The sequence below is a fragment of the Celeribacter marinus genome (assembly GCF_965656515.1).
Lineage (GTDB): Bacteria > Pseudomonadota > Alphaproteobacteria > Rhodobacterales > Rhodobacteraceae > Celeribacter > Celeribacter marinus_D.
This window is the reverse complement of record NZ_CBFHKW010000041.1, coordinates 1-23,476: the sequence shown is the minus strand read 5'-3', so window position 1 is coordinate 23,476 and position 23,476 is coordinate 1. Positions and strand designations below refer to the sequence as shown.

The following is a 23,476-nucleotide window of genomic DNA, read 5'->3' as shown; positions in this document are numbered from 1 at the left end:
TAACGATCCGCCGACCAGATTAGGTTTCAACTTGCCATTAGGGCATGTGGCGTTAGGCTCAGGTCGAATATTTAGGGAGACCTTGGATGGCGAAATGTCAAAGTTGTGGGATAGACTTGGGCTTACTTAACCGTGGAAGGCTTGGTTTTTGCAAGAAGTGTGACAGTGATGGGAAGGCCTTTGGGGGAGGCGCCTTTGTGCAACTTGCCGAAATAGAAGCCATCTTACTCACCACAGAAACAGTACCTAACCTCAACATCACCAAGCGCATTGAGATTATTACGGCTGAATGTGCTTTTGGCATGAACATCTTCAAAGACTTGTTTGCTGGCGTCAGAGACATCGTTGGTGGCCGCTCAGAGGCTGTGCAGAAGACTATGCGCGATAGCCGCAGGACTGCCCTCTACGAGCTTAAACGAGAGGCGTATGAGGTGGGTGCTAACGCTGTGGTGGGGGTAGATCTAGATTATGTGGAGTTGTCGTCAGCAGGGTCTATGGTGATGCTGGTAGCAAGTGGAACTGCTGTTGTGATTGAGGAATAAGATGGTGTTTAAGTGGCTCAAAGTATCCACACTCGCATTCACAACCTTTGGCTTTGCGTCCCTTGAAGCCACAGCAGATGAAGCATTGATGGATGGCGTTAGGCCGTTCATTTGCGGTGCGGAAGCCATCGTTCTTATTGAAACTAATGGTGGTTGGGCACCTCAATGTTTGTGCTGGAGAAGACCTGAAAAGTCAGCGCGATCTGGATTCTTATACAACACGGCGGGGCTACCCCTGCCAATGGAGATATTACGATGGATTTTTCAACGGACTACGAGACCCACGCCGAGAGGATCGTGGACCTCTTCGGGGCGACCTTCACGGCGTCGGAGGGTGCGCAAGAAGGCGCGCTGATCGGCGATCTCGTGCGTCGCCTGATCGCTCAGACCCCTGCCGAGGACATTCGTGTGTTCACCGCATGGGAAGACGGCGCGCTTACCGGCTGCACCCTGTTCTCGCGTCTGGCTTACGAAGGCGACGCGCGCACGGTCTTCATGATGGCACCCGTGGCGGTGGCCACCGAGCATCAGGGCAAGGGTATCGGGCAGCAGTTGATTACCCACGGCCTCGACGTGCTTAGGCAGGAGGGCGTGGACATCGCTGTCACCTATGGCGATCCGGCTTTCTACGGCCGCGTCGGGTTCGCACCCGTCTCCGAGGCCGACCTGCCGGCACCGCACGCATTGCAGCATCCCGAAGGCTGGATTGCCCAATCCCTGACGGAGGCACCGTTGACGCCCGTGAGCGGTCCGGTCCGCTGTGTGGACGCGTTTAACGATCCCGCGTTGTGGTAGCGTGATGGTCCGCGATTACTCGGCCTTCTTGCTTGGCGCGAAGCCGACACAGCGCACGCCCACCGTCTTGGAGGGGCTGGGCTGGGGGCCGGTCTTCGCTCGCCAGATCGACATTGAAGCCCTGACCGCGACGCGCACCGGGCACGGGCCGTCATCTGCCTTCGCGCCGTCAGCTGCATTGGCGCACTCTCTCGCCGGTCTCGCGGTTCCGGTGCATGTTCGATCCATTTTTGAGAGTCGATGCGATATTACGCCCCTCATGACGCGCACAAACCTCACCAAGCGAGATCAGGTCATCGAAATGTGCGGTCTTGGTTACCGATGCGAGAGATGGACCTACATATTTCAATTGCGGCGGACAGGCTGCGTGCTGTGGCCTGCGTCATTTGTGGAAGGATCATCCATTCTAGTGCCCACGCCGCCCCAGAGCGCTCTTGTTCGTGAACAAGCGACTGATGCATGCCGGCTAGCTGTGTCGCGTTGAAGCGAGCGAGTGTCACCAGCAGCTCGGCCAGAACCGGGTTTTGTTTGTGAGGCATTGCTGACGATCCCCCCCCGCCTTGCATGGCGATTTCGTCGATCCCCTGTTGCGCCATCAGGCAAATGTCCTGTCCCATCTTGCCAAGTGTTCCGCTGATCAAAGACAAAAGATTGGCGTAGTCTGCGATCGCGTCGCGCGTGCTATGCCAAGCTTTGGATGGGTTTCCAAGGCTCAGCCTTTCGGCCATATCTTTTGCAATCGCGTCACCATGCGGTGCAAGGGCTGCGCGATCACCAACTGCGCCGCCAAGCTGAAGACGCTGAACGGTGGGTGACAGGCGATTCAGCCGCTCGCAATGTTGCTCCAGTGGATCCGACCACGTCATCACCCTATCCTTGGCGGTGATCGACATGGCCGCCTGCATCCTTGTCCGGCCCATTAAGGGAGCATTTCCAAAGCGTACCTGTAGGTTTTTTAGTGCATTGAGAAGGGACGTGATGCGGTTGGTCAGAAGCGCATTGACGTCTTTCAGGGTCAGGGCGAGTGCCGTGTCGATGACATCTTGACTGGTGGCTCCGCTGTGGATTGCCTTTGGGTCACCTCCTATGGCGTCCCTAAGCTGACGAACGAGATCGGGGACAACGACCCCGTCACGTGCGGTTCCCATGCGCAGGGCATCCATGTCCGGCTCAAAAGTCTCGATTTTTTGCGCAACGCTTTCGCTCGCTTCTGCTGGGATTTCTCCCACCGAACCGAGGGCGCGCGAAAATGCGGCTTCGAACGCCAACATCTGCGCTATTTGGCGATCGGGTGACCAAATCGCAGCCGTCTCGGTGTCACTGAACAGACCTCCAAGCCAAGGGTGATCGAAAACATCGCTCATCCTAGGCGCGCCTGCATTTGACGGATCGTGTTCGCGATTGAGGCGGGAGCCTCGATACAGGGCAGGTGCCCGCACTCTGGCAAGATTTCAAACGTTGCGTTTGGAATGAGGTTCGACAACGCTTTCACAACACTCGGGGGCGTTGCAAGATCATCGGCGCCCGCGATGCACAGTGTCGGTATGGCGATGTGTTCGCACTCCTTCGTAAAGTCTGTGTCACGGATGGCTCCGCACACCCCAGTGTAACCCTTTCCAGAGGTACGGGTCAGCATATTGGCATAACCGGCCAGCTCATCGGGCCGAGCGGATCGGAACGTTGGCGCAAACCATCGTTCAAGAATGGCGTCTGACATCGCATCAATACCATCAGTTTCAACTGTACTGATCCGTGCATTCCAGCCATCGGTGTCGCCAATCTGTGCGCCTGTGCAGCACAAGATAAGCCCCGACACCAGATCAGGGCGCCTGATTGTAAGGCCCTGCGCGATCATCCCGCCCACCGACACACCACAAATGATGGATGAGGAGAGGTCGAGCCGATCCATAAGTGCGGTCACGTCGTCAACTAACAGCTCCATAGTGATCGGCGCGTCGTCGCTTAATCCATGGCCGCGCTTGTCTATGCACAGGCTGGGCACAGTTTCGTCAAGTTGCGCGATTACCTCGTCCCAGATGCGAAAATCGGTCCCAAGCGAGTTGAGAAAGACTATCGGTGGTCCATCGCCAGAGACATAACGATAGTGCAATGTGACGTTGTTGATCCGCGCAAAAGACATTAGAGGATTTTCGCTTCTGTTGCGGCGCGTATGTCGTGTGGGGTCACGCCATCGGCGCATTGCACGATGCGTAGACCTTTTGAGCCGACCTCGAGAACGCCAAGATTGGTGATGATCAAATCAACAACCGCCTTTCCTGTCAGCGGCAGCGTGCAGTCCTTGAGAACCTTGCTGTCGCCGTGTTTGTTTGTGTGGTCCATGACCACAATGACCCGACCAACGCCAGCCACCAGATCCATGGCTCCGCCCATCCCCTTGACGAGCTTGCCCGGGATCATCCAATTCGCCAAATCACCTTTTTCGCTAACCTCCATGGCGCCTAGAACCGCCGCTGCAATCTTTCCGCCGCGGATCATTCCGAATGATGTGGCACTGTCGAAATAGCTGGTGCGGCTTAGCTCGGTTATGGTTTGCTTGCCCGCATTTATGAGATCGGGGTCTTCGTCGCCCTCAAAGGGGAAAGGCCCCATACCCAACATGCCGTTCTCGGATTGTAGCGTTATGTCCTTGTCGCCTACATAATTGGCCACCAATGTCGGAATGCCAATTCCGAGGTTCACATACATGCCATCGCTGAGCTCCTGCGCCGCGCGAGCTGCCATTTGGTTGCGGTCCCATCCTTTGATGTCGCTGGCCATTATGCTGTTTCCTTTTGGCGAACGGTGCGCTGTTCGATCCGTTTCTCGTGATCGCCTTGTACGATGCGGTGGACGTAGATGCCCGGCAGATGGATGCTGTCGGGGTCGAGAGTCCCGCGCGGTACGATTTCTTCGACCTCGACCACACAGATTTTGCCGCACATCCCAGCGGGCGGATTGAAGTTTCGCGCTGTCTTGCGGAAAATTAGGTTACCTGTGTCGTCCGCTTTCCAAGCTTTGATGATTGAGAGGTCCGCAAAGATGCCTTGCTCAAGGATGTAGTCCTGACCATCCCAAGTTTTCACGTCTTTGCCCTCCGCAATGACGGTGCCGACGCCGGTTTTGGTGTAAAAGCCAGGAATACCACATCCGCCCGCCCGCATGCGTTCGGCAAGCGTGCCTTGAGGATTGAACTCCAGTTCCAACTCACCCGCTAGGTACTGCCGCATAAATTCGGCATTTTCGCCAACGTAGGACGAGATCATCTTTCGAACTTGGCGGGTCTGCAACAAGATGCCAATGCCAAAGTCGTCGACACCCGCATTGTTTGAGGCGAATGTCAGATCCTTGGTGCCGGCATCGCGAATGGCGGCGAGTAAAAGTTCCGGAATGCCGCACAGGCCAAAGCCACCTGCGGCGATCAGCATGCCGTCATGCAGCACACCGTCCAATGCCGCTGATGCGTTAGGGTAAATCTTGTTCATACGGTCACCTTTCGTAGCCCAAGGATGTCGCGTGCCTGCGCAGATGTGGCAACAGGGCGTTCATATTTGTCGCACAAATCCACGGCGCGGCGCACAAGTGCGGCATTGGAGGGCGCGAGTGTATCGCGATCCAGTCTCACGTTGTCCTCAAGGCCCGTGCGCGTGTGTCCGCCCTTGGCAATTGACCATTCGTTGATTGTCAATTGCGCGGGACCAACGCCGGCGGCGCACCACTGTGCATCAGGGGCAAGGCGTTTCAGGGTTTCGATATAGAAGTCGAAGATCGGCTCATCCGCTGGCATGGAGTTTTTTACGCCCATCACGAACTGCACATAGAGCGGGCCTTTAAGCCGCCCATCGGCCGCCATGCGCGTTGCCTGCACGATGTGACCCAGATCGAAAGCTTCAATCTCTGGCTTTACATCATGTGCGATCATCTCGGATGCCAGCCAGTCGACAAGATCGGGGCTGTTTTCATAAACACGTGTTGGGAAATTATTCGACCCGACCGAAAGTGACGCCATGTCTGGCCGCAAGGGCAACATGCCCCCGCGATCACGGCCTGCGCCGGAACGCCCGCCCGTCGAAAGCTGTACGATCATGCCTGGGCAGTGTTTCTCCAACCCTTCTTTCAATAGGGCAAACCTGTCGGGATCCGAGGTTGCCGCGCCATGGTCATCGCGTACATGGCAATGGGCGATGCTTGCGCCCGCTTCGAACGCCTCTTGGGTGCTTTCGATTTGTTCCGATATCGTGATCGGGACGGCAGGGTTGTTATCCTTGGTGGGCAAGGACCCCGTGATGGCAACGCAGATAATACAAGGGTTTTTCATGTCAGCCTCAAATATCAAAGAAGACGGTTTCGTCATCGCCCTGAAGACAAATATCGAATTGGTAGGTGGATCCGTCAGCCTTGGCGATCAGGGTGTTGCGTCTGTGGGTGTGCTCGATCAGGTTCAGGACGGGGTCTGCGGCGTTTGCTTGAACCTCATCCCCGAAATACAGTCGGGTATTGAGCCCGATGTTGATCCCGCGCGCGACCAGCCACAAGTTAAGATGCGGGGCCATGGGACGGCCATTGCGCCCCATCACAACACCTGGTTTCACTGTTTCAAAGGAGAACTCTCCCGTATCGAAGTCGGGGATCACACGGCCCCAGCCGCGAAAGCCGTCCTCGACATCACCCTGGCCTGGATATGTCCCGTCTGCGTTGGCCTGCCACACTTCGATCAGCACGTCCTTGACCGGGGCGCCTGTTCCATCGGTGACCATTCCGACAATGGTGATCCGGTCACCTTTTGCGTTTGGCCCGATGATGTCGTGGCCAAGCTCGGTGCGATAGATATCAAAGCCCGCAGCACCCGGTGCGAGGCCGATATGCACATAAGGACCAGCTGTTTGAGACGCGGATTCTTTGAGATAGTTCAGTTTTTGTACCATATTCAGTTCCCCTCCGGCCGGTTTTCAAAGAAGGTCGAGCGGTGTCCACGCAGCACGATGTCGAACTTGTAGGCGATGGCGTCGAGCGGCACCGTGGCGTTCAGATCGAGTGCGGCAACGAGCTGATCAATGGCGCGTTGATCCGGTATGGATTTGACGATCGGACATTTGGCAATCAACGGATCGCCTTCAAAATACATCTGGGTGATCAGGCGCTGCGCGAATGCCGTGCCAAAGACGGACACGTGAATATGCGCGGGCCGCCAGTTGTTGACCCAGTTGCGCCACGGATAGGCGCCGGGTTTTATTGTGCGGAAGACATAGTACCCTTGATCGTCGGTCAGGGTGCGCCCGCACCCACCGAAATTCGGATCAATCGGGGCGAGATAGCTATCCTTCTTGTGCCGGTAGCGGCCTCCTGCATTGGCCTGCCAGATTTCGACAAGGGTGTTCGGAACGGGGCGCCCCAATTCATCGAGGACGCGCCCGTGAACAATGATCCTCTCGCCGATGGGGTCGCCGGATTTCGCGTAGTTGCGGATCAAATCGTTATCCAGCGGGTCAAAATCAGCGTGACCAAAGGTTGGACCGGTCAATTCGCTTTGTGAATTCTCAAGTGACAGCAGTGCGTTGCGCGGCGAACGCGCGATGCTGGTCTTGTAGTCTTTGGTATAGGCTGGGGGATGCCATTCGCGATCCCGTTGAATGAGTTCTCCGCGTGTCATTGGTCTTGCTCCTCCATCTCGGCATAGGTTTGTTTCGCCAGCTTGATCGCGTGGTTTGCTGCGGGAACGCCTGCGTAGATCGCAACGTGCTGAAAGGCTTCGATGACATCCTGTTTGGTGGCGCCCGTTCTTACGGTTGCGCGGATGTGCATCGGAATTTCGTCAAAGTTCTTTGTCGCTGCCAACAATGCAAGCGTGATCATCGAGCGTTCGCGTTTTGAAATCGCGTCCGAGGCCCAGACGGTGCCCCACGCGCCTTCAGTGATCAAAGTCTGGAACGCGCTGTCGAACTCGGTTTTGGCGGCTTCTGCCTTGTCCACGTGCGCATCGCCCAGAACAGAGCGGCGGGTTCTCATACCTTTATCTACGCGGTCGTCTACCATGGCGAGCTCCTGATGTTTGGTGTTGCAACGATATATACCCTACAACATTAATTCTGAATATTGATCTTTACGCGACAACTGATAACTTAAAGGTTATGGATTGGGATGCTCAGCTAAGCCTTCGGCACCTTCGGTGCTTTCTTGAAATCGCGCGCGTTGAAAGCGTGTCCATTGCTGCGGACCGGCTTCATGTCACGCAGCCGGCTGTCTCGCGCAGCCTTAAAGAGTTGGAGAACATGCTGGGTGCTCAGCTGTTCGACCGAGTCGGGCGTGGGCTGCGATTGAACGAAACGGGGCGTATTTTCCAAAGCCACGCCGCAGCGTCGATGACCGAGCTTATGCGTGGGCACAATCGACTGGCCAAAAACGGTGGTGCGTCGATCCGCCTGTCGATCGGTGCCTTGCCCACGGCCTCGACCGATCTTTTGCCGCGCGCCGCTTTGCGATTTCGCCAAGAGGCGCCAAATGTCCGCTTGCATATTCTCACCGGTCCAAATTGGTTGCTCTTTAATCAGCTGCGAGAGGGCGCGCTCGATCTTGTTGTGGGGCGCATGCCAGAGGGGGATACGGCTTCGGGCGTCACGTTCCAACAGCTCTACATTGAAGATGTGGTGCTGGTTTGTCGCCCCGATCACCCGATCCTAGAGAGCACGGTGCCGGAAGACGGTGTTAAACAATTTCCTTTGATACTACCGCCAAAGGGCGCCGTGATTTCGGGTACGGTAGATCGATACCTGTCGAGCATTGGTCTGCCAGAAATGCGTGGAGATATTGAAACCGTTGCCTTGCCAGTCGGGCGAAAAATCGTTCAGTCGTCGGATATGCTATGGTTTATTTCCCGCGGTGTCGTTGCTGAAGAACTGCGGCTCGGAACCATCGTTGCTGTTGATTTGTCATCCCCACTTCTATCAGGGCCGGTGGGGATCAGCGTGTCACGCTCCGCGCCGTTGAGTGTGGAGCGAAGCGTGCTGTCAGAGTGTCTCAGGTTGTGCGCCAATAATATGGCGTAGCGACTATTTGCGCGGCATCCCTTTCTGGCGCATGAGGCGTTTTTGTGCAGCGATCCGGAACGGTGCATTTGGGGCACCGTAGCCAGAATAGTCACCGCGTCGCTGCACGATTTCAAAGAACATCCCACCTGCATAGGGTCTAGAGTAGAACTGGTAGAACGAACCGTTCGCGTCCTCATCATAGAGAATATTGCCTGCCTTCAGTCGGGCCAGTTTATCGGGGTCCAGATCAAAACGGGCTGCAAGATCTGCATAGTAGTTCTCCGACATTGGCAAGGGTTTGAAACCCATTTCGGCCATGGCGGCGCTGGTGGCAAAGATATCGTCGCTGGCCAGAGCAATGTGCTGGACGGATGCTCCGAAACTGTCTGCAAGAAAGCCACCCGCCATCGTGCGGTGCGTTTCAGCACCGTTCAAGGTAATGCGGAACGCGCCATCTGGTGTTTCGAGCGCTTGGCTGCGTACAAGGCCGTCTGGATCAACCACGTCTACCATCGGTGATTTATGCATTTTGAACAAGGTCGTATAGAACAGCGACCAATTTAGCATTTGGTCATAGCTCATGGTTTGAGCCAAGTGATCGACCCGTTTTAGACCTGCATCTGGGGTATCATCTGAATTCTGTGTGAATTCGACATCCCAGACGTTTTTCAGCCCCGAAGTTTCATCAACGAAGTGCAACACGCTGCCACTTAGGCCGCGGATCGCAGGAATATCTATCTCGCCTGGGCCAATCGGCTGCTTGAACGGGTCAGCCCCAAGATGCTGTGCCCGATCTACAGTCTCACTGGCGTTGCTGACCGCAAGGCCAATGTCGCAGACGGTCGTACCATGCATCGTGTAGGCACTACCGGCATACCCCGTGGTTTCACGGTTCACGACAACGCGGATGTCGCCTTGTGTCCATAGCGCCAGTTTCTTGGCGATATGGGCACCGGAATGTGTAAAGCCGAGCGTCTTGAGCATCGCCTCGAGCGCGTTCGCCTCATCACCGCGGGTTGCGAATTCTATGAATGAGACGCCGTTGACGTCGGCGCGCGCGGGCATCTCAGGAGCGATCTTTGCCGCTGTGGGGGCGGCGCGCCGGACATCATCCATCAGGGCCACAAGCGACCGATGACCACCCTTAGCGATTGTCATGGGCTGCCCGCCGCGAAACTGATCATTGAAGATTTCTAGAGAGACGGGCCCCGTGTATCCGGTGGCCATCACTGCCGACATGAAATCGGTCACCGCAAGGTCGCCTTCGCCTGGCATGTTGCGAAAGTGGCGCGACCAGTACAACAGGTCCATGTCAATTAAGGGCGCATCGGCCAACTGGACAAAAAAGATCTTGTCTGCGGGGATGCGCCGGATTGTTTCGGGGTCAATCTTGCGCGCTAGTGTGTGGAAGCTGTCAAGTATCAGCCCGACGTTTGCGTGGTCGGCACGGCGAACGATCTCCCAAGCATCGCGGTGGTCGTTGACATGTTTGCTCCATGCGAGTGCTTCGTATCCGATACGCAAGCCGCGCTTGGCTGCGCGCTCGCCCAGTTCGGCGAAATCGGCAGCCGCGCGGTCTATCCCGCCGAGCGCGGCCGGATGACAGCTTGAACAAACGAGGACCAGATCCGTACCGAGCTCCTGCATCAAATCGAACTTGTGTTCTGCACGATCAAAGGCTTTGGCCCGTAGGGGGTCAGGCAATCCTTCAAAGTCTCGAAACGGTTGGAAAAGCGTGATCTCTAGGCCCATTGAGCGGATCAGATCGCCAACCTCACGCGGGCTTGCGTCATGCGCGATGAAGTCTTGCTCAAATATCTCGATACCGTCAAAGCCCGCAGCTGCGATCGCTTTGAGCTTTTCGAGAAGAGTGCCCGAAATGGATACTGTTGCAATGGAGGTTTTCATATGTCGTCGCCTTGAATAGCGGCACGTAGCGCTGCGTGATCAATGTCTACACCGGTGAAGATATCCCACGCATCGACGCCTTGGCCGAAAAATAACTCATAGCCGGAAATAACGTTTAATCCTGCACGCGCCGCATCTTGTAAAAATTGCGTATCAACAGGGGTATAGACCGCGTCAAAACCCCACGCGGCGCCCTGCATTGCATCGGCGGGCAGGGGGGTGCCGCCAATTCCGACCATACCCAGAGGCGTGCAGTTGATAAGTCCCGTCGCCCCGCTCGCGGCGCCAACAGCGTCGTGTGATATCTCGACCACCGTTTGTGATCCAAGGGCGTCCAAGGCTTGTGCCAAGTTTTCCGCTTTTGCTGGATCCAGATCAACACATCGGATCACCTTGGCTCCCAACCCAATTAGTCCAAAAGCTACGGCTTTTCCAACGCCGCCGGTTCCGATCAAACACACAACGCCCGGCGGCTCGGTGCCGCGTATTGAGCGGTATGCATGCATGAACCCGCTATAATCCGTGTTGAACCCCTTTGGTCCATCGTCATCGAAGACAACGGTGTTAACGGCACCGATTGCGCGCACCAACGGATCGGCCACCGTCACTTTCGAGGCCACGACTTCTTTATAAGGGTAGGTGACGTTGATGCCGCGAAAGCCCAAAGTGCGGGCCCGCTCGAATACCTCGTCAAACGAAAGCCCCATGTCTTTTGGGATGAGATGGTCGTAGGTTACGTTTAGCCCCGTCAGGTTCCCCGCAGTGCGGTGCAGCCGCGGAGACTTTGATCGCGCGATGTTATCGCCGATCAAGCCCAATTTGACGGTTTTCGATGCTGCGGATGTCATGAGGTTGCCTTTCTAAAAACGCGGTTCTTTAAGACGCGCCAAATCGGTGTCTGGCTGACGAAGATCAAAATGACCGAAATGAACAGAACGAGAGACAGAGGGCTGGTGAAGATCCCCTCGAAGAAGCGCCCGAGGTCTTCGCGTTCCGAAATAATCGCGCGGCGCCAGTTGTCGTCAAGCAGACGTGACAGGATCACACCCAGAATGACGGGACCAAGAGGGTAGCCATAGTGGCGCATGAAATACCCAAAGACACCAAAGCCGAGCATCCAGTAGACATCGGTAATCGAATTGTTCACCGCATAGGCCCCCACGATGGAGAGCAGCAAGATGAGCGGAATGATGATCGAGCGGGGCATTTCCACGATCTTGGTGAAAATCTTGATGCCGGTAAGACCAAAGATCAACATGAAGACATTGGCGCTGAGCAGAGCGCCAACGATAAACCAGAACATGTCGGGTTGATCGATCATCAACATTGGGCCGGGGTTGAGACCGTGGATAAAGAGAGCCCCGATCATGATAGCTGTCACAGCATCGCCTGGAATGCCAAGGGTCATCATCGGGATGAACGCCCCGCCCACGGCGGCATTGTTGGCGGTTTCAGGGGCGACAAGGCCCTCCATTGCGCCTTCGCCAAAAGGAACATCCGGATTTTTGGTGACACGCTTGGCGTGGTCATAAGCCATAAGGGCCGCGATATCGCCGCCGGTTCCGGGCAATGCGCCGATGATCACGCCGATAGAGGATGTTTGCAGGGACAGGGGCAGATATTTCTTGACCGTCCCGAACGAAGGCACAATGCGATCGATCTTTTGGCGGACTGATTTCATATTGACGTTCTGGAGCTGTTGGAGGGCTTCAGATACGCCAAACATCCCGATCATCACCGCAATAAAGGAAATTCCACCCTCCATGATCTTGAAGTCGAAGGTAAAGCGCTCCGCGAAGGTCAGCGGGTCACGACCGACCGCGCCGATGGCGATGCCTAAAGCGCCAGCAAATATACCTTTGACGAGCGATCCACTCGATAGCGACCCGACAAGCAGGATGCCGAGCACAGCGAGCAGCATGTAGTCGCGGGGCTGGAATGTCAGAGCGAATGCGGACACGAATGGAGCTGCGAGTGCCAGAACCAGAATGCCGATCAAGCCGCCGAAGAACGACATGACGGTGGTGACGCCGATGGCCTGTCCTGCCTCCCCCTTTTTCGCCATTGGATAGCCATCCATTGCGGTTGCGATGGCCGATGGCGCGCCCGGAATATTCAACAAAATGGCCGTGCGCGATCCGCCATAGACGCCGCCCATGTAGATGCCCACCATGAGCGAGATCGCCGGCAAAACGTCCCATGAGAACGTAAAGGAAATTAGGATCGACACGGCCATAGTCACCGAAAGCCCGGGGATCGCGCCAATGTAGATGCCCGCGAACGTGCCGACGCCGACCAGCATTAGCAGCTGCGGCTGGGTGAAGACCGTCAGAATTGCAAGTATAGTGTCCATGTTCAGTCCGTCCCCGAAAGTAGGTTGCGGAAAATCTGTATAAATTCTGCCTCAGGCACGATGCCGGCCGGCAAAAGCACGGTGAACGCGATGCGGAATACCAGCCAGATGATCAGCAAGGATGCAAACGCAACTGTCACCGAATAGCCCCAGCCTTTGCGGGACAGAAGTTTAAAGGACGCAACCAGAAAAAGAGCTGCGGTGGGTAGGAAGCCTAAGGGTTTTAGCAGCGCGCCGAAGGCGATGAGAAAGCCCACGAAGATCATGACCATCACCGGCAAGATGTCTTTCGATAGGGTTTCGCCTGAGACTTTGGGCAGTTTGGCCGTCCGTACTGCGACGACCAGCGCAGAGACCACCATTACGAGAGTTGTTGCCATCGGCACCGATCCCGGAGAGGAAAGTGCGTCGAAACCCGAGATGCCGTAGGCGCTGTAAAGCAATCCAAGGCTCGCCAAGGCCAGAAAAATTGCAAAGCCAAGCTCGCCCGGTCTTCGCTTTTGCGTATAGCCGCCTGGAGTGGCGTCCGATGTGCCGTCGTGATGATCTATGTCGCCTCTGAATTCGGGATCCATGATCCGCCTCCTCCCGCATGAAAACTCCCGGCTCTCCTCCGGGATAGAAAAGACGCCGCCCTGCGATGGGCTGGGCGGCGTCCTTGGTTGAGTGGCCTTAGATGGCCTCCCATTCAGTCTACAGTTGGCTTATTCGCCAGGGCGCGCAATGCCGAACTCTTCGGGGGACGCTTTGGTCAGGCCTGCATCGTCAAGCAGCCAAGCGGTGCCCTGCTGCCATTTAGTGAGGAAGTCGGTGGCCTCGTCGCCGCTGATGTTCATCATGGTAAAGCCACGACCGTCCATCAGCGCAACGAAGTCTTCGTTCGCCGCACCTTTTGCATAGGCGGCGGTCAGAGCAGAAACAACATCGTCAGGTGTTCCGTTCTTGACGAAAACGCCAAAGAATGGCCCCCAAGGGAGGTACGTCGCATAGCTAGCGTTTGCATCGGTTGCGATCTGCACATCCGGAAGCGTTTCGTTGGTTTGTGTATCGAAGATAAGGATCGGCTTCATGTTGCCAGCGCGCACGCCTTCGATGGCTGCACCTAGAACGGCGGGCATCACGTCAATCGCGCCACCTTGGAGAGCTGTCAACGCTGGACCATCACCGTCGTAAGGAACCGCAATGACGTCAAGTTCACCCTCAACGGTGTTCATCATCGCGGTGATGACGGACGGCAGGCCGCCCGGACCGGTGGCACCCATCTTCAGCTCACCTGGGTTGTCTGCGATATAGGCCAGCATTCCGGCGTAATCATCAAACGGTGCGTCGACATTGGCGACCAGTAGTGGTGTGCCGCGGGCCAATAGGTTAATTGGTGTGAAGGCAGAGTAGTCCTCATCACCGAGCCCCATGATTTTGTAGAGCATCGGGTTTTCAGCACCCATCAGAAGCGTGTAGCCGTCAGCCTGAGCGTCGACGACGTAGTTCAGTGCAATTGCACCAACTGCGCCCGTCATGTTTTGCATGACGACAGTTCCGCCGAGCGCTTCTTCGGCATGCGGGGTTACGGACCGCATTACGGTATCGGTCGATCCGCCGGCACCCCATTGGATGATGCCCTGTATTTCTTTTGTGGGGTAGTCTTGTGCGTTTGCTACGGTTGAGCTCAGGCCAAGCGCAACAATTGCGCCAATCAATTTCCGAGACATCCTTGTCCTCCCTTGGTGGTTTTTGCCAACGAATCGCTCCCCGCGCCGCTGGTCATATCATTTATGAACCTCGGGGTTAATTTGTCAAATATAATGTACCTGCGGGTTAAATTTATGCTATTCCGATACCAGAATCGAATATCACAGGAGGCATGCAGGATGGACGGGGGCACAGAAGGGCCGGTCAACAAGCGCAAGACTTCGTGGAAGAAAGATCCGCAGGCTGTGAAAGAGAATATCCTTGCTATTGCGACCGAAGAGTTTGCAGCGCATGGGCTATCGGGTGCAAACATCAACGAGATCGCGCGCAAGACATCGACCTCCAAACGGATGATTTATTACTATTTTGGGGATAAGGAAGGACTGTATTGTGCCGTGTTAGAGGGGGTTTACGGCTCATTGCGCAGCAGTGAGGATCTGTTGGATGTCGCAGGGCTTGAGCCAGTGGAGGCACTGCGTCGCTTGGTCGAGGCCACCTTCGACGCTCATGCGAACGCACCGCACTTTATCCGCCTTGTGATGATCGAGAATATCCATAACGGCGACTACCTTCGCAAGTCCGACATCGTGCCGAAGCTAAACCGCTCGATCATCGATAAGCTCGAAGAAGTATGTCTGCGCGGGAAGGCGCAAGGTGTGTTTCGAGATGGAGCCGATGCGCTTGAGCTTCACTGGTTGGTCAGTTCGTTCAGCTTTTACAACGTGTCCAACAAAGCCACTTTTTCGGCATCCTTTGGGACGTCGATTTACTCGCAGGACCATCAGTTGATTCTGAAAAAGAAGGCGACTGATATGGTTCTATCCGCTGTGGTTGTTGGCCATGATCCAAGTGCCTGGAATTGACATGGGTGAACAAAAAAGCTGCGACCTTTTGGTGATTGGTTCCGGCGCTGCAGGTTTTTCGGCGGCAGTTACGGCAGCTCACGGTGGATTAAAGGTCATTCTCCTTGAAAAGGCTTCGGTGCTTGGCGGAACAAGCGCATGTTCTGGGGGGTGGATGTGGGCGCCGCGTAATCCACTGGCGGTGCGCGACGGTATTGTTGAGAAAACGGATGCCCCGCGGCGATACCTCGAGCAGGTGTTGGGAAACAACTTCGACGCGTCAATCGTTGATGCCTTTCTGACTGCGGCCCCTGAAATGGTGGGTTTCTATGAGCAGCAAACAGCTCTTCAGTTTGAAAGTGGCAGCCACATTCCAGATACCTATAGCGACCTTGCCGGCGCGGGACAGGGCGGGCGTTCCTTAATCGCGGCCGCCTTTGATGGGCGCGCGTTGGGTTCGGATATCGCGCTGTTGCGCAGGCCGTTGCCTGAAACATCATTCATGGGGATGACCATTCAAGCCGGTAAGGATTTGCGCGCTTTCATGACAATGACCCGCTCAATGCGCGCTTTTTGTTATGCGACCAAACGTTTTTTACGCCACCTCTATGATTTGGCGCGGCACGGTCGTGGAATGCAGTTGCGAAACGGCAATGCTTTGATCGCGCGACTGATCGCATCGGCGCGCGCTGCGGGGGTCGAGATGTTGACGGACATGACGGTTACGGAGTTGGTGCAAGACGGTGATCGCGTGATTGGCGCGCGCATCGCAGGCAAGCAGGGAACGACAAAGATCACGGCTCGGTGCGGTGTGGTTCTTGCAACAGGTGGCGCGCCCCATGATGGTTTGCGGCTTGCTCCGCTTTCGCATGGCGGCACGCCGCCCCGCACGCTTGCAACGTCTTACAGCACCGGCGGCGGTGCCGCTTTGGCAGAATCCGTCGGTGCCGTATTCGACACCTCGCTGGCCTCGGCATCGGCCTATTGCCCCGTGTCAGAAGTGCCGCAGCCAGATGGGACCACCACGCTTTTCCCGCATATCATCGAGCGGGGAAAGCCGGGGATCATCGGAGTGCTGCAAAACGGAAAGCGTTTTTGCAACGAGGGAGACGGCTACCACGACTACGTGACCGCCATGCTCGCCGCGACACCCGATGACGAAGAGCCGCAGTCGTGGTTGATCTGCACCCACGCGTTCCAGCGGCGTTATGGATTGGGCATCTCACGGCCAAGCCCATTGCCTGTCGGTCCATATGTACGGTCCGGATATCTTAAATCGGGCCGCACGCTACGCGAACTGGCGGGGGCCTGCGGAATTGATCTCGCGGGATTGACGGCCACGATTGCCGCGTACAACGCCGCCGCCCATCAGGGCGAAGATCCCATGTTTGGGAGAGGCGGCACGGTCTATAACCGGCTTCAGGGCGATCCGAGCCATGCCCCAAACCCCTGTGTGGCACCGATTGAAACAGGACCGTTCTATGCGGTGCGTGTCGTCGCGGGCAGCTTTGGCACATTTGCAGGGATAAAGGTCAATGGTCAGGCACAGGCACTTCGGGTCGATAACACCGTGATTGACGGCCTCTATGTTGTCGGGGCCGACATGGCTAGCGTGATGGGCGGGCATTATCCGGCGGGTGGGATCAACCTAGGCCCTGCAATGACGTTTGGATTTATTGCTGGTCGCCATGCGGCCAAGGGGGGATGATGCGACCGATCTCACTGGCTCATTTAACATTTATAGATTTGGCGCCGCCCGATCTGATACACCTTGCGGCTGATGCAGGTTTTGCGTCTGTCGGGCTTCGCTTGATCGCCGTGACACCGACCACACCCGGCTATCCGTTGATGCATGACCCGCGCATGATGCGCGAGACCCGCGCGGCAATGAGCGCCACTGGGGTCACTGTCAATGACATCGAATTTGTGCGTTTGACACCGGAATTTGACGTCCTTTCAATGGACGCGTTTCTGTCTGCAGGCGCTGAACTTGGCGCAAAGTATATTGTGACCGCGCCCTATGATCCCGACCTCAATAGGCTTGCGGACAATCTGGCGCAATTTTCCGAACATGCGAACCGCTTTAATATGGCACCCGTGCTTGAGTTTTTTCCATGGACGAATGTTCCAGACTTTAACACGGCCCTCGATATCGTCGCGCGAACGCATGATCCGCAGATCGGTATACTTCTTGATACGCTGCACTTTGATCGCTCTGCCAGTTGTGTGAGCGACATCGCAAAGGCTGATCCAGACCGTCTACCGTTCATTCATCTTTGCGATGCAATGGTTATGCCGCAGTATTCCGAAGTCGATTTGTTGCACACGGCGCGCGAAGCACGGCTTATCCCAGGACAGGGTCAGATTGCGCTTGCTGCTACGCTCGCAAAGCTACCCGCAGATATTCAGATCGCTTTAGAAATTCCGATGGCGCGTGCCAGAAAAGATACCAATCAAATTGCCCTCGCTCAAAAAATGCTGGCAGAAACACGAGTGCTTTTGGGGGAATTACCGTCCAATTGATTTGACGTGGTCGTGGTGGGCTTACACGTGGCGATTGATTGTGGGGGCCTCGCTACGACAGCGACTAGCTGTTTTTGTGATGTTATCCTTGGTGGCACCGTACAAAATTTAGCTTAAGCGGGTATAATGGCTCCGATTGGTACGATTTCGTTTGATCTCGGCCTGGCTTTCCTGCACAGTTCCGCAAATCACTTCAGGAAAGATGGCAGAATTTAAATGGAAGTCAGTGTTCGCGACAACAACGTCGATCAAGCCCTACGTGCGCTTAAGAAAAAATTGCAGCGCGAAGGTGTATTTCGTGAAATGAGGCTCAAAGAGTACTTTGAAAAGCCTTCCGTTCGCAAAGCGCGCGAAAAGAAAGAAGCCGTGAGCCGTCAGCGTAAACTGGCGCGCAAGAAGGCAGAGCGCGAAGGGTAACCTACCGCGCTTGCGTGAGCAGCCTTTTCGCTAGCTTGCGTAAATCAACAGACCAGCTGAACGGCTCCGAATGCGTGAGTGTTATTTGGTTTGTATAGTCTTTATTTCCCCTACACCTTCATGAACGAAGAGGTGTAGGGGAAATTTTTGTGTCTAAAGGCTATTGTGAAACAGGTCGCGAATCTGGCCGTTTGCTTTGGCTAAAAGTCTGACGCCGCCGAACTGAGTCACCAAGTCATCGAGTCGTCCACGCACGTGTCGCGGTATTAAGGCGGACGAGCGCCGCTTGTGGTGCCGCAGTGTGGGTTGTGACGACACTGTGCTGAAGCATCGGATGACGGGTGCGCGGCTCTTGGTTTTACTCTTCGTACGTGAGCGACTACAACCAGCCGACCGTCTGGCGCGTGGCGTCTACTACCTTTCATGAAAGCGTCCCACATGGCCATGAAGACAAAGCTGCATCCGCGCAATCAACACATGGCAGGGTATGACTTTGCGCGCTTGGTGACGCAGACCCCTGACCTTGAGGCGTTTACGATCCGCAATCCGCGCGGGCAGTCGACGATCGATTTCCAAGACGTGAGTGCGGTTAGGATGCTCAATCGGGCGTTGCTGAAGACACATTACAACATCGATTTTTGGGACATCCCGAGCGGCTATCTATGTCCGCCCATTCCCGGTCGGGTCGACTACATCCATTATCTCGCGGACTTGCTCGCCGAAAGTCATAACCATGTCATCCCGCGTGGGCGGCAGATCAAAGTGTTAGACATCGGAACGGGCGCGAGTTTGGTGTATCCTTTGATAGGACAACGCGAATATGGCTGGCACTTTACGGGTGTTGATATTGACGCGGGTGCGATCAAATCGGCACAGCAGATTTGCGACCGCAATGCGATGGACATCACCCTGAAGAAGCAAAGCGTTCCTGAGAATATCTTTCGCGGTGTCATCGAGCCTCGCGATGCCTTTCATGTGACGATGTGTAATCCGCCGTTTCATGCCTCTATGGAGCAGGCAAGCAAAGGCACGCGACGCAAATGGTCGAACCTTGGAAAGGGGCCGTCAAAACAGCTCAATTTTGGCGGTCAAAACGCTGAGCTGTGGTACCCGGGGGGCGAGGTGAAATTTATCGCGCGGATGATTGGACAAAGCGCGCAGTTCGCAAATCAATGCCTCTGGTTTACATCGCTTGTGTCAAAGAAAGACAACCTTGAGCCGCTCCACCGACGTCTCGAACAGTCTCGAGTTACTGATGTGAGAGTCGTGGATATGGCGCAGGGGCAAAAAACCAGTCGCTTTATTGCGTGGACCTACATGACAAAAAACCAACGCGCCGCGTTTGCCAGTAGAGCGATGACATAGGAGGCGCGTTCGCGACCTAGTTTAGCGCGTGATGACGCCTTTGCGCAAAATCACGTTTGCAAACAAGGCCGGCTCTGAGGTTGCAACGATGGTATGGGCCGCGCGGATACGGGGGTAGAGGTCGTTGCCCGACAGGGCCGCAACCGAGGCGGATGGCACCAGACGTGCGCATGTCGCGTCGATCGCATGATGAATGTCCCCTGTTTGGTCGGGCGTATTGTTCAGGCTTGCGCGCGCAATCGGGGCGGGACCTTCATAATCGAGCGGCAGCACGGGCAAAATCGCCTCCAATAGCGCAAGAACTCCGATGCCGTCAGCACGGATGAGGCGCGTGGCGTGCGCTTGCGCCGGATAATTCCCATCTACCAATGCAATCTCGTCGCCGTGTCCCATGGACCGCAATGTAAACAGAAGGTCCGGTCCCAAGAGAGGTGACAATCCAATAAGCATATACGTGTCCTTTTGGTGCGGCGTCTTGCGGCGAGGTTGACGGGCGCAAGCGCGGGGCGCGCCATGCCTCGGTGTCGGGGTGGAAAAACAAAGTCAGGTGAAGCGAAACAGGGCGCAAATGCCCAGCGAGAACGCTCAGGCGACATGCAAAGCCGATTTAACGCGCCTTTGCGCCAAGAACAATACAAACTCAGTGGCGTTGGAGGCAAATGTTTAAGGGGCTCATATCAGCGCGGTGCGCGCGAGAGTGCGTCTTTGAGGGAGAGCGGAGCCGAGGTTTTGTTGCGCAAATCCAGAGATGTCACCAGATCGAGCAGGTGGTTTTTCATCAACTCCTCGGCCCGCGCGCCATCGTGATTGGCAAGGGCTGCGATCAAAGCGTCATGCGCATGGCTTTCGCACATGGCCGCGCGGCGCTGCCAATACAGTGCGATGATGAGCGATGAGCGCGATATCAATTGAGTGATGAACGCGGCAATCGTGTCTTGGTCGGCGATCCGTGCGATCTCGATATGGAATTGTCCCGACAGGTATAGGGCGTGCCCGTGCTGACCCGCGTGAAGTGCGGCATGTTCGGCGTCGATATGCGCCTGTAGTTTGATGATATCATCGGGGGTTGCACGCAGTGCGGCGGAGTAGGCCGTTCGCGGTTCCAACAAGGCGCGGGCCTCAAACACCTCGCGGGCGTCTTGGACGGTCGGTTGTGCGACAAAAGCCCCGCGATTGCGTTTGTGTTCGATCAGCCGCTGATGTGAGAGCGCTTGGAACGCGGCGCGCACCGTGGTGCGACTGACCCCGTATATCTCTGCGATGTCATCCTCACCAAGTTTGGTTCCGGGGGCGAGTTGGTGCTCGTGGATGGCCAGTTCGAGTTTTTCAAACAACTGGTCTGCGGTGGGTGGCGCGGTGAGTGTCTCGGTCATGTTTTATCCTCTGTCTCGATAGTGGAATCACGCACGCCATAGTTCAAGCAAGATCGGGCGGGATGCGTTGTTGACGAAATTGTATACAATAATGCGCACAAATATGAGGACAGTCGCGCTGCGGCTGCACAAAAATGCGTCATTGGCCGTTTTTGGGACCTAAATGCATCACAAATGCTGGTCGATGAGGGGCGGCGTGGCGTGAAGATGAGGAGCAACACAACACACAGCGCTGAGCGTGATGGAGCGGATATGAGCACCGGATATGATCTTGAATTGATCAATATGACCAAGAGATACGGCGAAACCCTCGCGGTTGACCGTATCAATTACCAATTCAAAGCAGGCAGTTATGTGTGCCTTTTGGGTCCGTCCGGTTGTGGCAAGTCGTCGACGCTGCGTATGATTGCAGGACACGAAAGCCTGTCTGACGGCTCGGTGGTTCTGGACGGGTTCGACGTGTCGCACCTGCCGCCTGCCAAACGCGGCACGGCGATGATGTTCCAAAACTACGCGCTCTTCCCACACCTTACTGTGCGCGACAATGTGGCCTTCTCGCTGCGGATGAAAGGCATGGACAAGATTGCGCGCCATGCCAAGGCCAACGCGCTATTGGAGCTCGTCGATATGACTGCGCTGGCCGATCGTTTGCCCGCGCAACTGTCGGGGGGACAACAACAACGGGTCGCATTGGCGCGCGCGCTCATCACCGAGCCAAAGGTTTTGTTACTCGACGAGCCGCTCTCCGCGCTTGATCCGTTTTTACGGGTGCGGATGCGCGCCGAGTTGAAGAAGCTGCAACGCGCCCTTGGCATTACCTTTATCCACGTCACCCATGGTCAGGACGAGGCACTCGCACTTGGCGATACGTTGGTGGTGATGAACAACGCGGTGATTGAGCAGGCCGGACCTGCGCGCGATGTGTGGAGTGCGCCAAAGACCGAATTTGTGGCCCGCTTTATGGGCGGCCACAATGTCATCACGCTGGACAGCGGCAAGGTCGCGCTGCGGGCGGATGACGTGAAAGTGGGGGCCAAAGGACTGCCTGCCACCGTCACCACCGTTGAATATCAAGGTGGCCATGTCGCGCTGAATGCGCGGATGCAATCGGGCGATGAGGTGCTTGCCCTCGTACCCGAAGCCACATTTTTCAAGTCACCAAAAAACCCCGGCGATGCGGTCAAACTCGCATGGGACGAGGGGCGGCTGCACCGCCTCCTAGGCTAAATCAATCCCCTCAAAGCAACCAACAAAGGACGATCCAATGTCGAAAATGCGTTATAGCCGTCGTGCTGTTTTGAAAGGTGGCGCCGCTGCTGCCACTGCATCCCTCCTGCCTGCGCCCATGGTGTGGGCGCAAGAAATCAAAGATATTAAATTGCGTCAGTTTGGCACGGGCGTGTCCAACCTCAACGATGTGGCCAATAAGGTGAAAGAAGACCTTGGGTTCACCCTTGAGATGACCGCGCTTGATTCCGATAGCGTGACACAGCGCGCAGCGACACAGCCCGACAGTTTCGACATTGCCGACATCGAATACTGGATCTGTAAAAAGGTCTGGCCCACGGGCAACCTTCAGGCGATGGATACCTCCAGAATCGCCAACTACGACAAGATCGTTGGAACGTTCCGGTCTGGTAAACTGACCCCTGAAAGCGTGATTGCACAGGGCACGGCGCCCCACACCGTGGGCTTCACCGATGGTCCGGGTGGCACGACATTCGCCGAGGGCGAAACAGGTTGGATGACCTTGATCCCGACGATTTACAACGCGGACACGCTGGGCATCCGCCCCGACCTGATCGGCCGCCCGATTGAGAGCTGGACCGAGCTGTTGAACCCTGAGTTCAAGGGCAAGGCGTCGATCCTCGATATTTCGTCCATCGGCATCATGGATATGGCGATGGTCTGTGAGGCTATGGGCGAAATCCAATACGGCGATAAGGGCAACATGACCCAAGAGGAGATCAACAAAACATTCGCGATCTTCACCGAAGCCAAGAAAAACGGCCAGTTCCGCGCGTTCTGGAAATCGTTCGACGAGTCTGTCAACCTGATGGCGTCTGGCGAGGTGGTGATCCAGTCCATGTGGTCACCCGCGATTACAGCCGTCAAATCACGCGGCATTCCATGCGTGTATCAACCGCTTAAAGAGGGCTACCGCTCATGGGGTGGCGGCTTGGGTCTGTCTGCGAACCTTTCGGGAATGGAGCTGGACGCGGCATATGACTACATCAACTGGTATTTGTCTGGTTGGGTCGGCGGCTACCTGATGCGTCAGGGCTATTATTCGGCTGTGCCCGAAACCTCCAAAGAGTTCATGTCCGAGAATGAATGGGGCTACTGGTTCGAGGGCAAGGCCGCCACGGGCGACATCACATCGCCCACGGGTGACGTGTTGGCCACGGCGGGCGATGTGCGTGACGGTGGGTCGTTCACGGACCGCATGGGCTCGGTCGCATGCTGGAACTCTGTCATGGACGAAAACCAGTACATGGTCCGCAAATGGAATGAATTCATCGCGGCGTGATGGTCTCGAAACGGGGGTGTGCCCCTCTGCTGTGCGGGCTTTGCGGCCCGCACAGACTTTCGATCCCCTGATACATACCTAAAACGCGCTCGGCGCGATGTGAGGCAGCATGGCCAA

At 56.1% G+C, this 23,476-nt stretch carries 25 protein-coding genes; 10 read left to right on the top strand and 15 right to left on the bottom strand.

Annotation, left to right across the window (positions count from 1 at the left end):
* Nucleotides 1-86: 86 nt before the first annotated feature.
* Entirely contained in the window at nucleotides 87-542 is a 456-nt protein-coding gene (locus ACTG34_RS09905; protein WP_439104762.1) for a YbjQ family protein, read from the top strand.
* A gap of 255 nt (nucleotides 543-797) precedes the next feature.
* Complete coding sequence (locus ACTG34_RS09900) at nucleotides 798-1,337, top strand: GNAT family N-acetyltransferase (RefSeq protein ID WP_439104761.1); 540 nt, start codon at nucleotides 798-800, stop codon at nucleotides 1,335-1,337.
* Nucleotides 1,338-1,630: 293 nt separating this feature from the next.
* On the opposite strand, the gene ACTG34_RS09895 is transcribed toward ACTG34_RS09900, so the two are convergent.
* Genes ACTG34_RS09895 through pcaC form a run of 8 tightly spaced genes read right to left on the bottom strand, consistent with a single transcriptional unit; the run spans nucleotide 1,631 to nucleotide 7,367 of the window.
* A complete protein-coding gene (locus ACTG34_RS09895) occupies nucleotides 1,631-2,701 on the bottom strand; it encodes a 3-carboxy-cis,cis-muconate cycloisomerase (RefSeq protein WP_439104760.1) in 1,071 nt (356 codons plus the stop codon).
* On the bottom strand, nucleotides 2,698-3,477 hold the full coding sequence (gene pcaD / locus ACTG34_RS09890; RefSeq protein WP_439104759.1) for a 3-oxoadipate enol-lactonase: 780 nt from the start codon (nucleotides 3,475-3,477) through the stop codon (nucleotides 2,698-2,700). Before pcaD ends, ACTG34_RS09895 begins: the two co-directional genes overlap by 4 nt.
* A complete protein-coding gene (locus ACTG34_RS09885; protein ID WP_439104758.1) occupies nucleotides 3,477-4,115 on the bottom strand; it encodes a 3-oxoacid CoA-transferase subunit B in 639 nt (212 codons plus the stop codon). The genes pcaD and ACTG34_RS09885 overlap by 1 nt, the downstream gene beginning before the upstream one ends.
* A complete protein-coding gene (locus ACTG34_RS09880; RefSeq protein ID WP_439104757.1) occupies nucleotides 4,115-4,819 on the bottom strand; it encodes a CoA transferase subunit A in 705 nt (234 codons plus the stop codon). The genes ACTG34_RS09885 and ACTG34_RS09880 overlap by 1 nt, the downstream gene beginning before the upstream one ends.
* The gene (locus ACTG34_RS09875) at nucleotides 4,816-5,652 is read right to left on the bottom strand and encodes a 3-keto-5-aminohexanoate cleavage protein (protein WP_439104756.1); all 837 of its coding nucleotides are present in this window, start codon (nucleotides 5,650-5,652) and stop codon (nucleotides 4,816-4,818) included. Before ACTG34_RS09875 ends, ACTG34_RS09880 begins: the two co-directional genes overlap by 4 nt.
* A 7-nt stretch (nucleotides 5,653-5,659) precedes the next feature.
* Nucleotides 5,660-6,259, bottom strand: coding sequence for a protocatechuate 3,4-dioxygenase subunit alpha (pcaG, locus tag ACTG34_RS09870; RefSeq protein WP_439104755.1), 600 nt, complete (start codon nucleotides 6,257-6,259; stop codon nucleotides 5,660-5,662).
* 2 nt (nucleotides 6,260-6,261) lie between these two features.
* Entirely contained in the window at nucleotides 6,262-6,984 is a 723-nt protein-coding gene (gene pcaH / locus ACTG34_RS09865; protein ID WP_439104754.1) for a protocatechuate 3,4-dioxygenase subunit beta, read from the bottom strand.
* Nucleotides 6,981-7,367 (bottom strand): 4-carboxymuconolactone decarboxylase, encoded by a 387-nt coding sequence (pcaC, locus tag ACTG34_RS09860; protein WP_439104753.1) that lies wholly within the window; start codon nucleotides 7,365-7,367, stop codon nucleotides 6,981-6,983. Before pcaC ends, pcaH begins: the two co-directional genes overlap by 4 nt.
* A 95-nt stretch (nucleotides 7,368-7,462) precedes the next feature.
* Between pcaC and pcaQ the strand changes: the two genes are divergently transcribed.
* Nucleotides 7,463-8,377: a pca operon transcription factor PcaQ gene (pcaQ, locus tag ACTG34_RS09855; RefSeq protein ID WP_439104752.1), complete on the top strand. Its 915-nt coding sequence runs from the start codon at nucleotides 7,463-7,465 to the stop codon at nucleotides 8,375-8,377.
* Nucleotides 8,378-8,380: 3 nt separating this feature from the next.
* Here pcaQ and ACTG34_RS09850 read toward each other — a convergent pair whose 3' ends face one another.
* The 5 genes from ACTG34_RS09850 to ACTG34_RS09830 all read right to left on the bottom strand — a co-directional run bounded on the left by ACTG34_RS09850 (nucleotide 8,381) and on the right by ACTG34_RS09830 (nucleotide 14,329).
* Entirely contained in the window at nucleotides 8,381-10,267 is a 1,887-nt protein-coding gene (locus tag ACTG34_RS09850; RefSeq protein WP_439104751.1) for a bifunctional sugar phosphate isomerase/epimerase/4-hydroxyphenylpyruvate dioxygenase family protein, read from the bottom strand.
* Complete coding sequence (locus tag ACTG34_RS09845; protein ID WP_439104750.1) at nucleotides 10,264-11,115, bottom strand: shikimate dehydrogenase family protein; 852 nt, start codon at nucleotides 11,113-11,115, stop codon at nucleotides 10,264-10,266. The genes ACTG34_RS09850 and ACTG34_RS09845 overlap by 4 nt, the downstream gene beginning before the upstream one ends.
* The gene (locus tag ACTG34_RS09840) at nucleotides 11,112-12,620 is read right to left on the bottom strand and encodes a tripartite tricarboxylate transporter permease (protein WP_439104749.1); all 1,509 of its coding nucleotides are present in this window, start codon (nucleotides 12,618-12,620) and stop codon (nucleotides 11,112-11,114) included. The genes ACTG34_RS09845 and ACTG34_RS09840 overlap by 4 nt, the downstream gene beginning before the upstream one ends.
* Before the next feature lie 2 nt (nucleotides 12,621-12,622).
* Nucleotides 12,623-13,195, bottom strand: a complete 573-nt coding sequence (locus ACTG34_RS09835) for a tripartite tricarboxylate transporter TctB family protein (RefSeq protein ID WP_439104748.1) — start codon at nucleotides 13,193-13,195, stop codon at nucleotides 12,623-12,625.
* Between the two features lie 129 nt (nucleotides 13,196-13,324).
* Entirely contained in the window at nucleotides 13,325-14,329 is a 1,005-nt protein-coding gene (locus tag ACTG34_RS09830) for a Bug family tripartite tricarboxylate transporter substrate binding protein (protein ID WP_439104747.1), read from the bottom strand.
* Between the two features lie 159 nt (nucleotides 14,330-14,488).
* Here ACTG34_RS09830 and ACTG34_RS09825 point away from each other — a divergent pair, with 159 nt between their 5' ends.
* The 5 genes from ACTG34_RS09825 to rlmF all read left to right on the top strand — a co-directional run bounded on the left by ACTG34_RS09825 (nucleotide 14,489) and on the right by rlmF (nucleotide 19,456).
* Nucleotides 14,489-15,172, top strand: coding sequence for a TetR/AcrR family transcriptional regulator (locus ACTG34_RS09825; protein WP_439104746.1), 684 nt, complete (start codon nucleotides 14,489-14,491; stop codon nucleotides 15,170-15,172).
* Nucleotide 15,173: 1 nt separating this feature from the next.
* Nucleotides 15,174-16,859: an FAD-dependent oxidoreductase gene (locus ACTG34_RS09820; protein WP_439104745.1), complete on the top strand. Its 1,686-nt coding sequence runs from the start codon at nucleotides 15,174-15,176 to the stop codon at nucleotides 16,857-16,859.
* The gene (locus ACTG34_RS09815; RefSeq protein WP_439104744.1) at nucleotides 16,859-17,674 is read left to right on the top strand and encodes a sugar phosphate isomerase/epimerase family protein; all 816 of its coding nucleotides are present in this window, start codon (nucleotides 16,859-16,861) and stop codon (nucleotides 17,672-17,674) included. Before ACTG34_RS09820 ends, ACTG34_RS09815 begins: the two co-directional genes overlap by 1 nt.
* Nucleotides 17,675-17,890: 216 nt before the next feature.
* Nucleotides 17,891-18,091, top strand: a complete 201-nt coding sequence (rpsU, locus tag ACTG34_RS09810; RefSeq protein WP_062219144.1) for a 30S ribosomal protein S21 — start codon at nucleotides 17,891-17,893, stop codon at nucleotides 18,089-18,091.
* Between the two features lie 438 nt (nucleotides 18,092-18,529).
* Nucleotides 18,530-19,456 carry a 23S rRNA (adenine(1618)-N(6))-methyltransferase RlmF gene (gene rlmF, locus ACTG34_RS09805; RefSeq protein ID WP_439104743.1) on the top strand — a complete coding sequence of 309 codons (927 nt, stop codon included), beginning with the start codon at nucleotides 18,530-18,532 and terminating at the stop codon, nucleotides 19,454-19,456.
* 21 nt (nucleotides 19,457-19,477) lie between these two features.
* On the opposite strand, the gene ACTG34_RS09800 is transcribed toward rlmF, so the two are convergent.
* Together ACTG34_RS09800 and ACTG34_RS09795 are read right to left on the bottom strand one after the other, a co-directional pair.
* Nucleotides 19,478-19,906 (bottom strand): RbsD/FucU family protein, encoded by a 429-nt coding sequence (locus ACTG34_RS09800; protein WP_439104742.1) that lies wholly within the window; start codon nucleotides 19,904-19,906, stop codon nucleotides 19,478-19,480.
* Nucleotides 19,907-20,133: 227 nt separating this feature from the next.
* A complete protein-coding gene (locus ACTG34_RS09795) occupies nucleotides 20,134-20,829 on the bottom strand; it encodes a GntR family transcriptional regulator (RefSeq protein ID WP_439104741.1) in 696 nt (231 codons plus the stop codon).
* A 252-nt stretch (nucleotides 20,830-21,081) separates the two neighbouring features.
* On the opposite strand from ACTG34_RS09795, the gene ACTG34_RS09790 reads away from it, so the two are divergent.
* Together ACTG34_RS09790 and ACTG34_RS09785 are read left to right on the top strand one after the other, a co-directional pair.
* Complete coding sequence (locus ACTG34_RS09790) at nucleotides 21,082-22,056, top strand: ABC transporter ATP-binding protein (RefSeq protein ID WP_342843377.1); 975 nt, start codon at nucleotides 21,082-21,084, stop codon at nucleotides 22,054-22,056.
* 37 nt (nucleotides 22,057-22,093) lie between these two features.
* Nucleotides 22,094-23,359, top strand: a complete 1,266-nt coding sequence (locus tag ACTG34_RS09785) for an ABC transporter substrate-binding protein (RefSeq protein WP_439104740.1) — start codon at nucleotides 22,094-22,096, stop codon at nucleotides 23,357-23,359.
* Nucleotides 23,360-23,476: the final 117 nt, after the last annotated feature.

What these genes read in the sequence shown, in the direction of transcription:
- ACTG34_RS09875 (WP_439104756.1), bottom strand. Translation starts at nt 5,652, where the DNA reads ATGAAAAACCCTTGTATTATCTGCGTTGCCATCACGGGGTCCTTGCCC.
- ACTG34_RS09880 (WP_439104757.1), bottom strand. Translation starts at nt 4,819, where the DNA reads ATGAACAAGATTTACCCTAACGCATCAGCGGCATTGGACGGTGTGCTG.
- ACTG34_RS09895 (WP_439104760.1), bottom strand. Translation starts at nt 2,701, where the DNA reads ATGAGCGATGTTTTCGATCACCCTTGGCTTGGAGGTCTGTTCAGTGAC.
- ACTG34_RS09900 (WP_439104761.1), top strand. Translation starts at nt 798, where the DNA reads ATGGATTTTTCAACGGACTACGAGACCCACGCCGAGAGGATCGTGGAC.
- ACTG34_RS09790 (WP_342843377.1), top strand. Translation starts at nt 21,082, where the DNA reads ATGAGCACCGGATATGATCTTGAATTGATCAATATGACCAAGAGATAC.
- ACTG34_RS09845 (WP_439104750.1), bottom strand. Translation starts at nt 11,115, where the DNA reads ATGACATCCGCAGCATCGAAAACCGTCAAATTGGGCTTGATCGGCGAT.
- pcaD (WP_439104759.1), bottom strand. Translation starts at nt 3,477, where the DNA reads ATGTCTTTTGCGCGGATCAACAACGTCACATTGCACTATCGTTATGTC.
- ACTG34_RS09885 (WP_439104758.1), bottom strand. Translation starts at nt 4,115, where the DNA reads ATGGCCAGCGACATCAAAGGATGGGACCGCAACCAAATGGCAGCTCGC.
- ACTG34_RS09815 (WP_439104744.1), top strand. Translation starts at nt 16,859, where the DNA reads ATGCGACCGATCTCACTGGCTCATTTAACATTTATAGATTTGGCGCCG.
- rlmF (WP_439104743.1), top strand. Translation starts at nt 18,530, where the DNA reads ATGGCCATGAAGACAAAGCTGCATCCGCGCAATCAACACATGGCAGGG.
- ACTG34_RS09820 (WP_439104745.1), top strand. Translation starts at nt 15,174, where the DNA reads ATGGGTGAACAAAAAAGCTGCGACCTTTTGGTGATTGGTTCCGGCGCT.
- pcaH (WP_439104754.1), bottom strand. Translation starts at nt 6,984, where the DNA reads ATGACACGCGGAGAACTCATTCAACGGGATCGCGAATGGCATCCCCCA.
- rpsU (WP_062219144.1), top strand. Translation starts at nt 17,891, where the DNA reads ATGGAAGTCAGTGTTCGCGACAACAACGTCGATCAAGCCCTACGTGCG.
- pcaQ (WP_439104752.1), top strand. Translation starts at nt 7,463, where the DNA reads ATGGATTGGGATGCTCAGCTAAGCCTTCGGCACCTTCGGTGCTTTCTT.
- ACTG34_RS09830 (WP_439104747.1), bottom strand. Translation starts at nt 14,329, where the DNA reads ATGTCTCGGAAATTGATTGGCGCAATTGTTGCGCTTGGCCTGAGCTCA.
- ACTG34_RS09835 (WP_439104748.1), bottom strand. Translation starts at nt 13,195, where the DNA reads ATGGATCCCGAATTCAGAGGCGACATAGATCATCACGACGGCACATCG.
- pcaC (WP_439104753.1), bottom strand. Translation starts at nt 7,367, where the DNA reads ATGGTAGACGACCGCGTAGATAAAGGTATGAGAACCCGCCGCTCTGTT.
- ACTG34_RS09795 (WP_439104741.1), bottom strand. Translation starts at nt 20,829, where the DNA reads ATGACCGAGACACTCACCGCGCCACCCACCGCAGACCAGTTGTTTGAA.
- ACTG34_RS09785 (WP_439104740.1), top strand. Translation starts at nt 22,094, where the DNA reads ATGTCGAAAATGCGTTATAGCCGTCGTGCTGTTTTGAAAGGTGGCGCC.
- ACTG34_RS09850 (WP_439104751.1), bottom strand. Translation starts at nt 10,267, where the DNA reads ATGAAAACCTCCATTGCAACAGTATCCATTTCGGGCACTCTTCTCGAA.
- ACTG34_RS09905 (WP_439104762.1), top strand. Translation starts at nt 87, where the DNA reads ATGGCGAAATGTCAAAGTTGTGGGATAGACTTGGGCTTACTTAACCGT.
- ACTG34_RS09840 (WP_439104749.1), bottom strand. Translation starts at nt 12,620, where the DNA reads ATGGACACTATACTTGCAATTCTGACGGTCTTCACCCAGCCGCAGCTG.
- ACTG34_RS09800 (WP_439104742.1), bottom strand. Translation starts at nt 19,906, where the DNA reads ATGCTTATTGGATTGTCACCTCTCTTGGGACCGGACCTTCTGTTTACA.
- ACTG34_RS09825 (WP_439104746.1), top strand. Translation starts at nt 14,489, where the DNA reads ATGGACGGGGGCACAGAAGGGCCGGTCAACAAGCGCAAGACTTCGTGG.
- pcaG (WP_439104755.1), bottom strand. Translation starts at nt 6,259, where the DNA reads ATGGTACAAAAACTGAACTATCTCAAAGAATCCGCGTCTCAAACAGCT.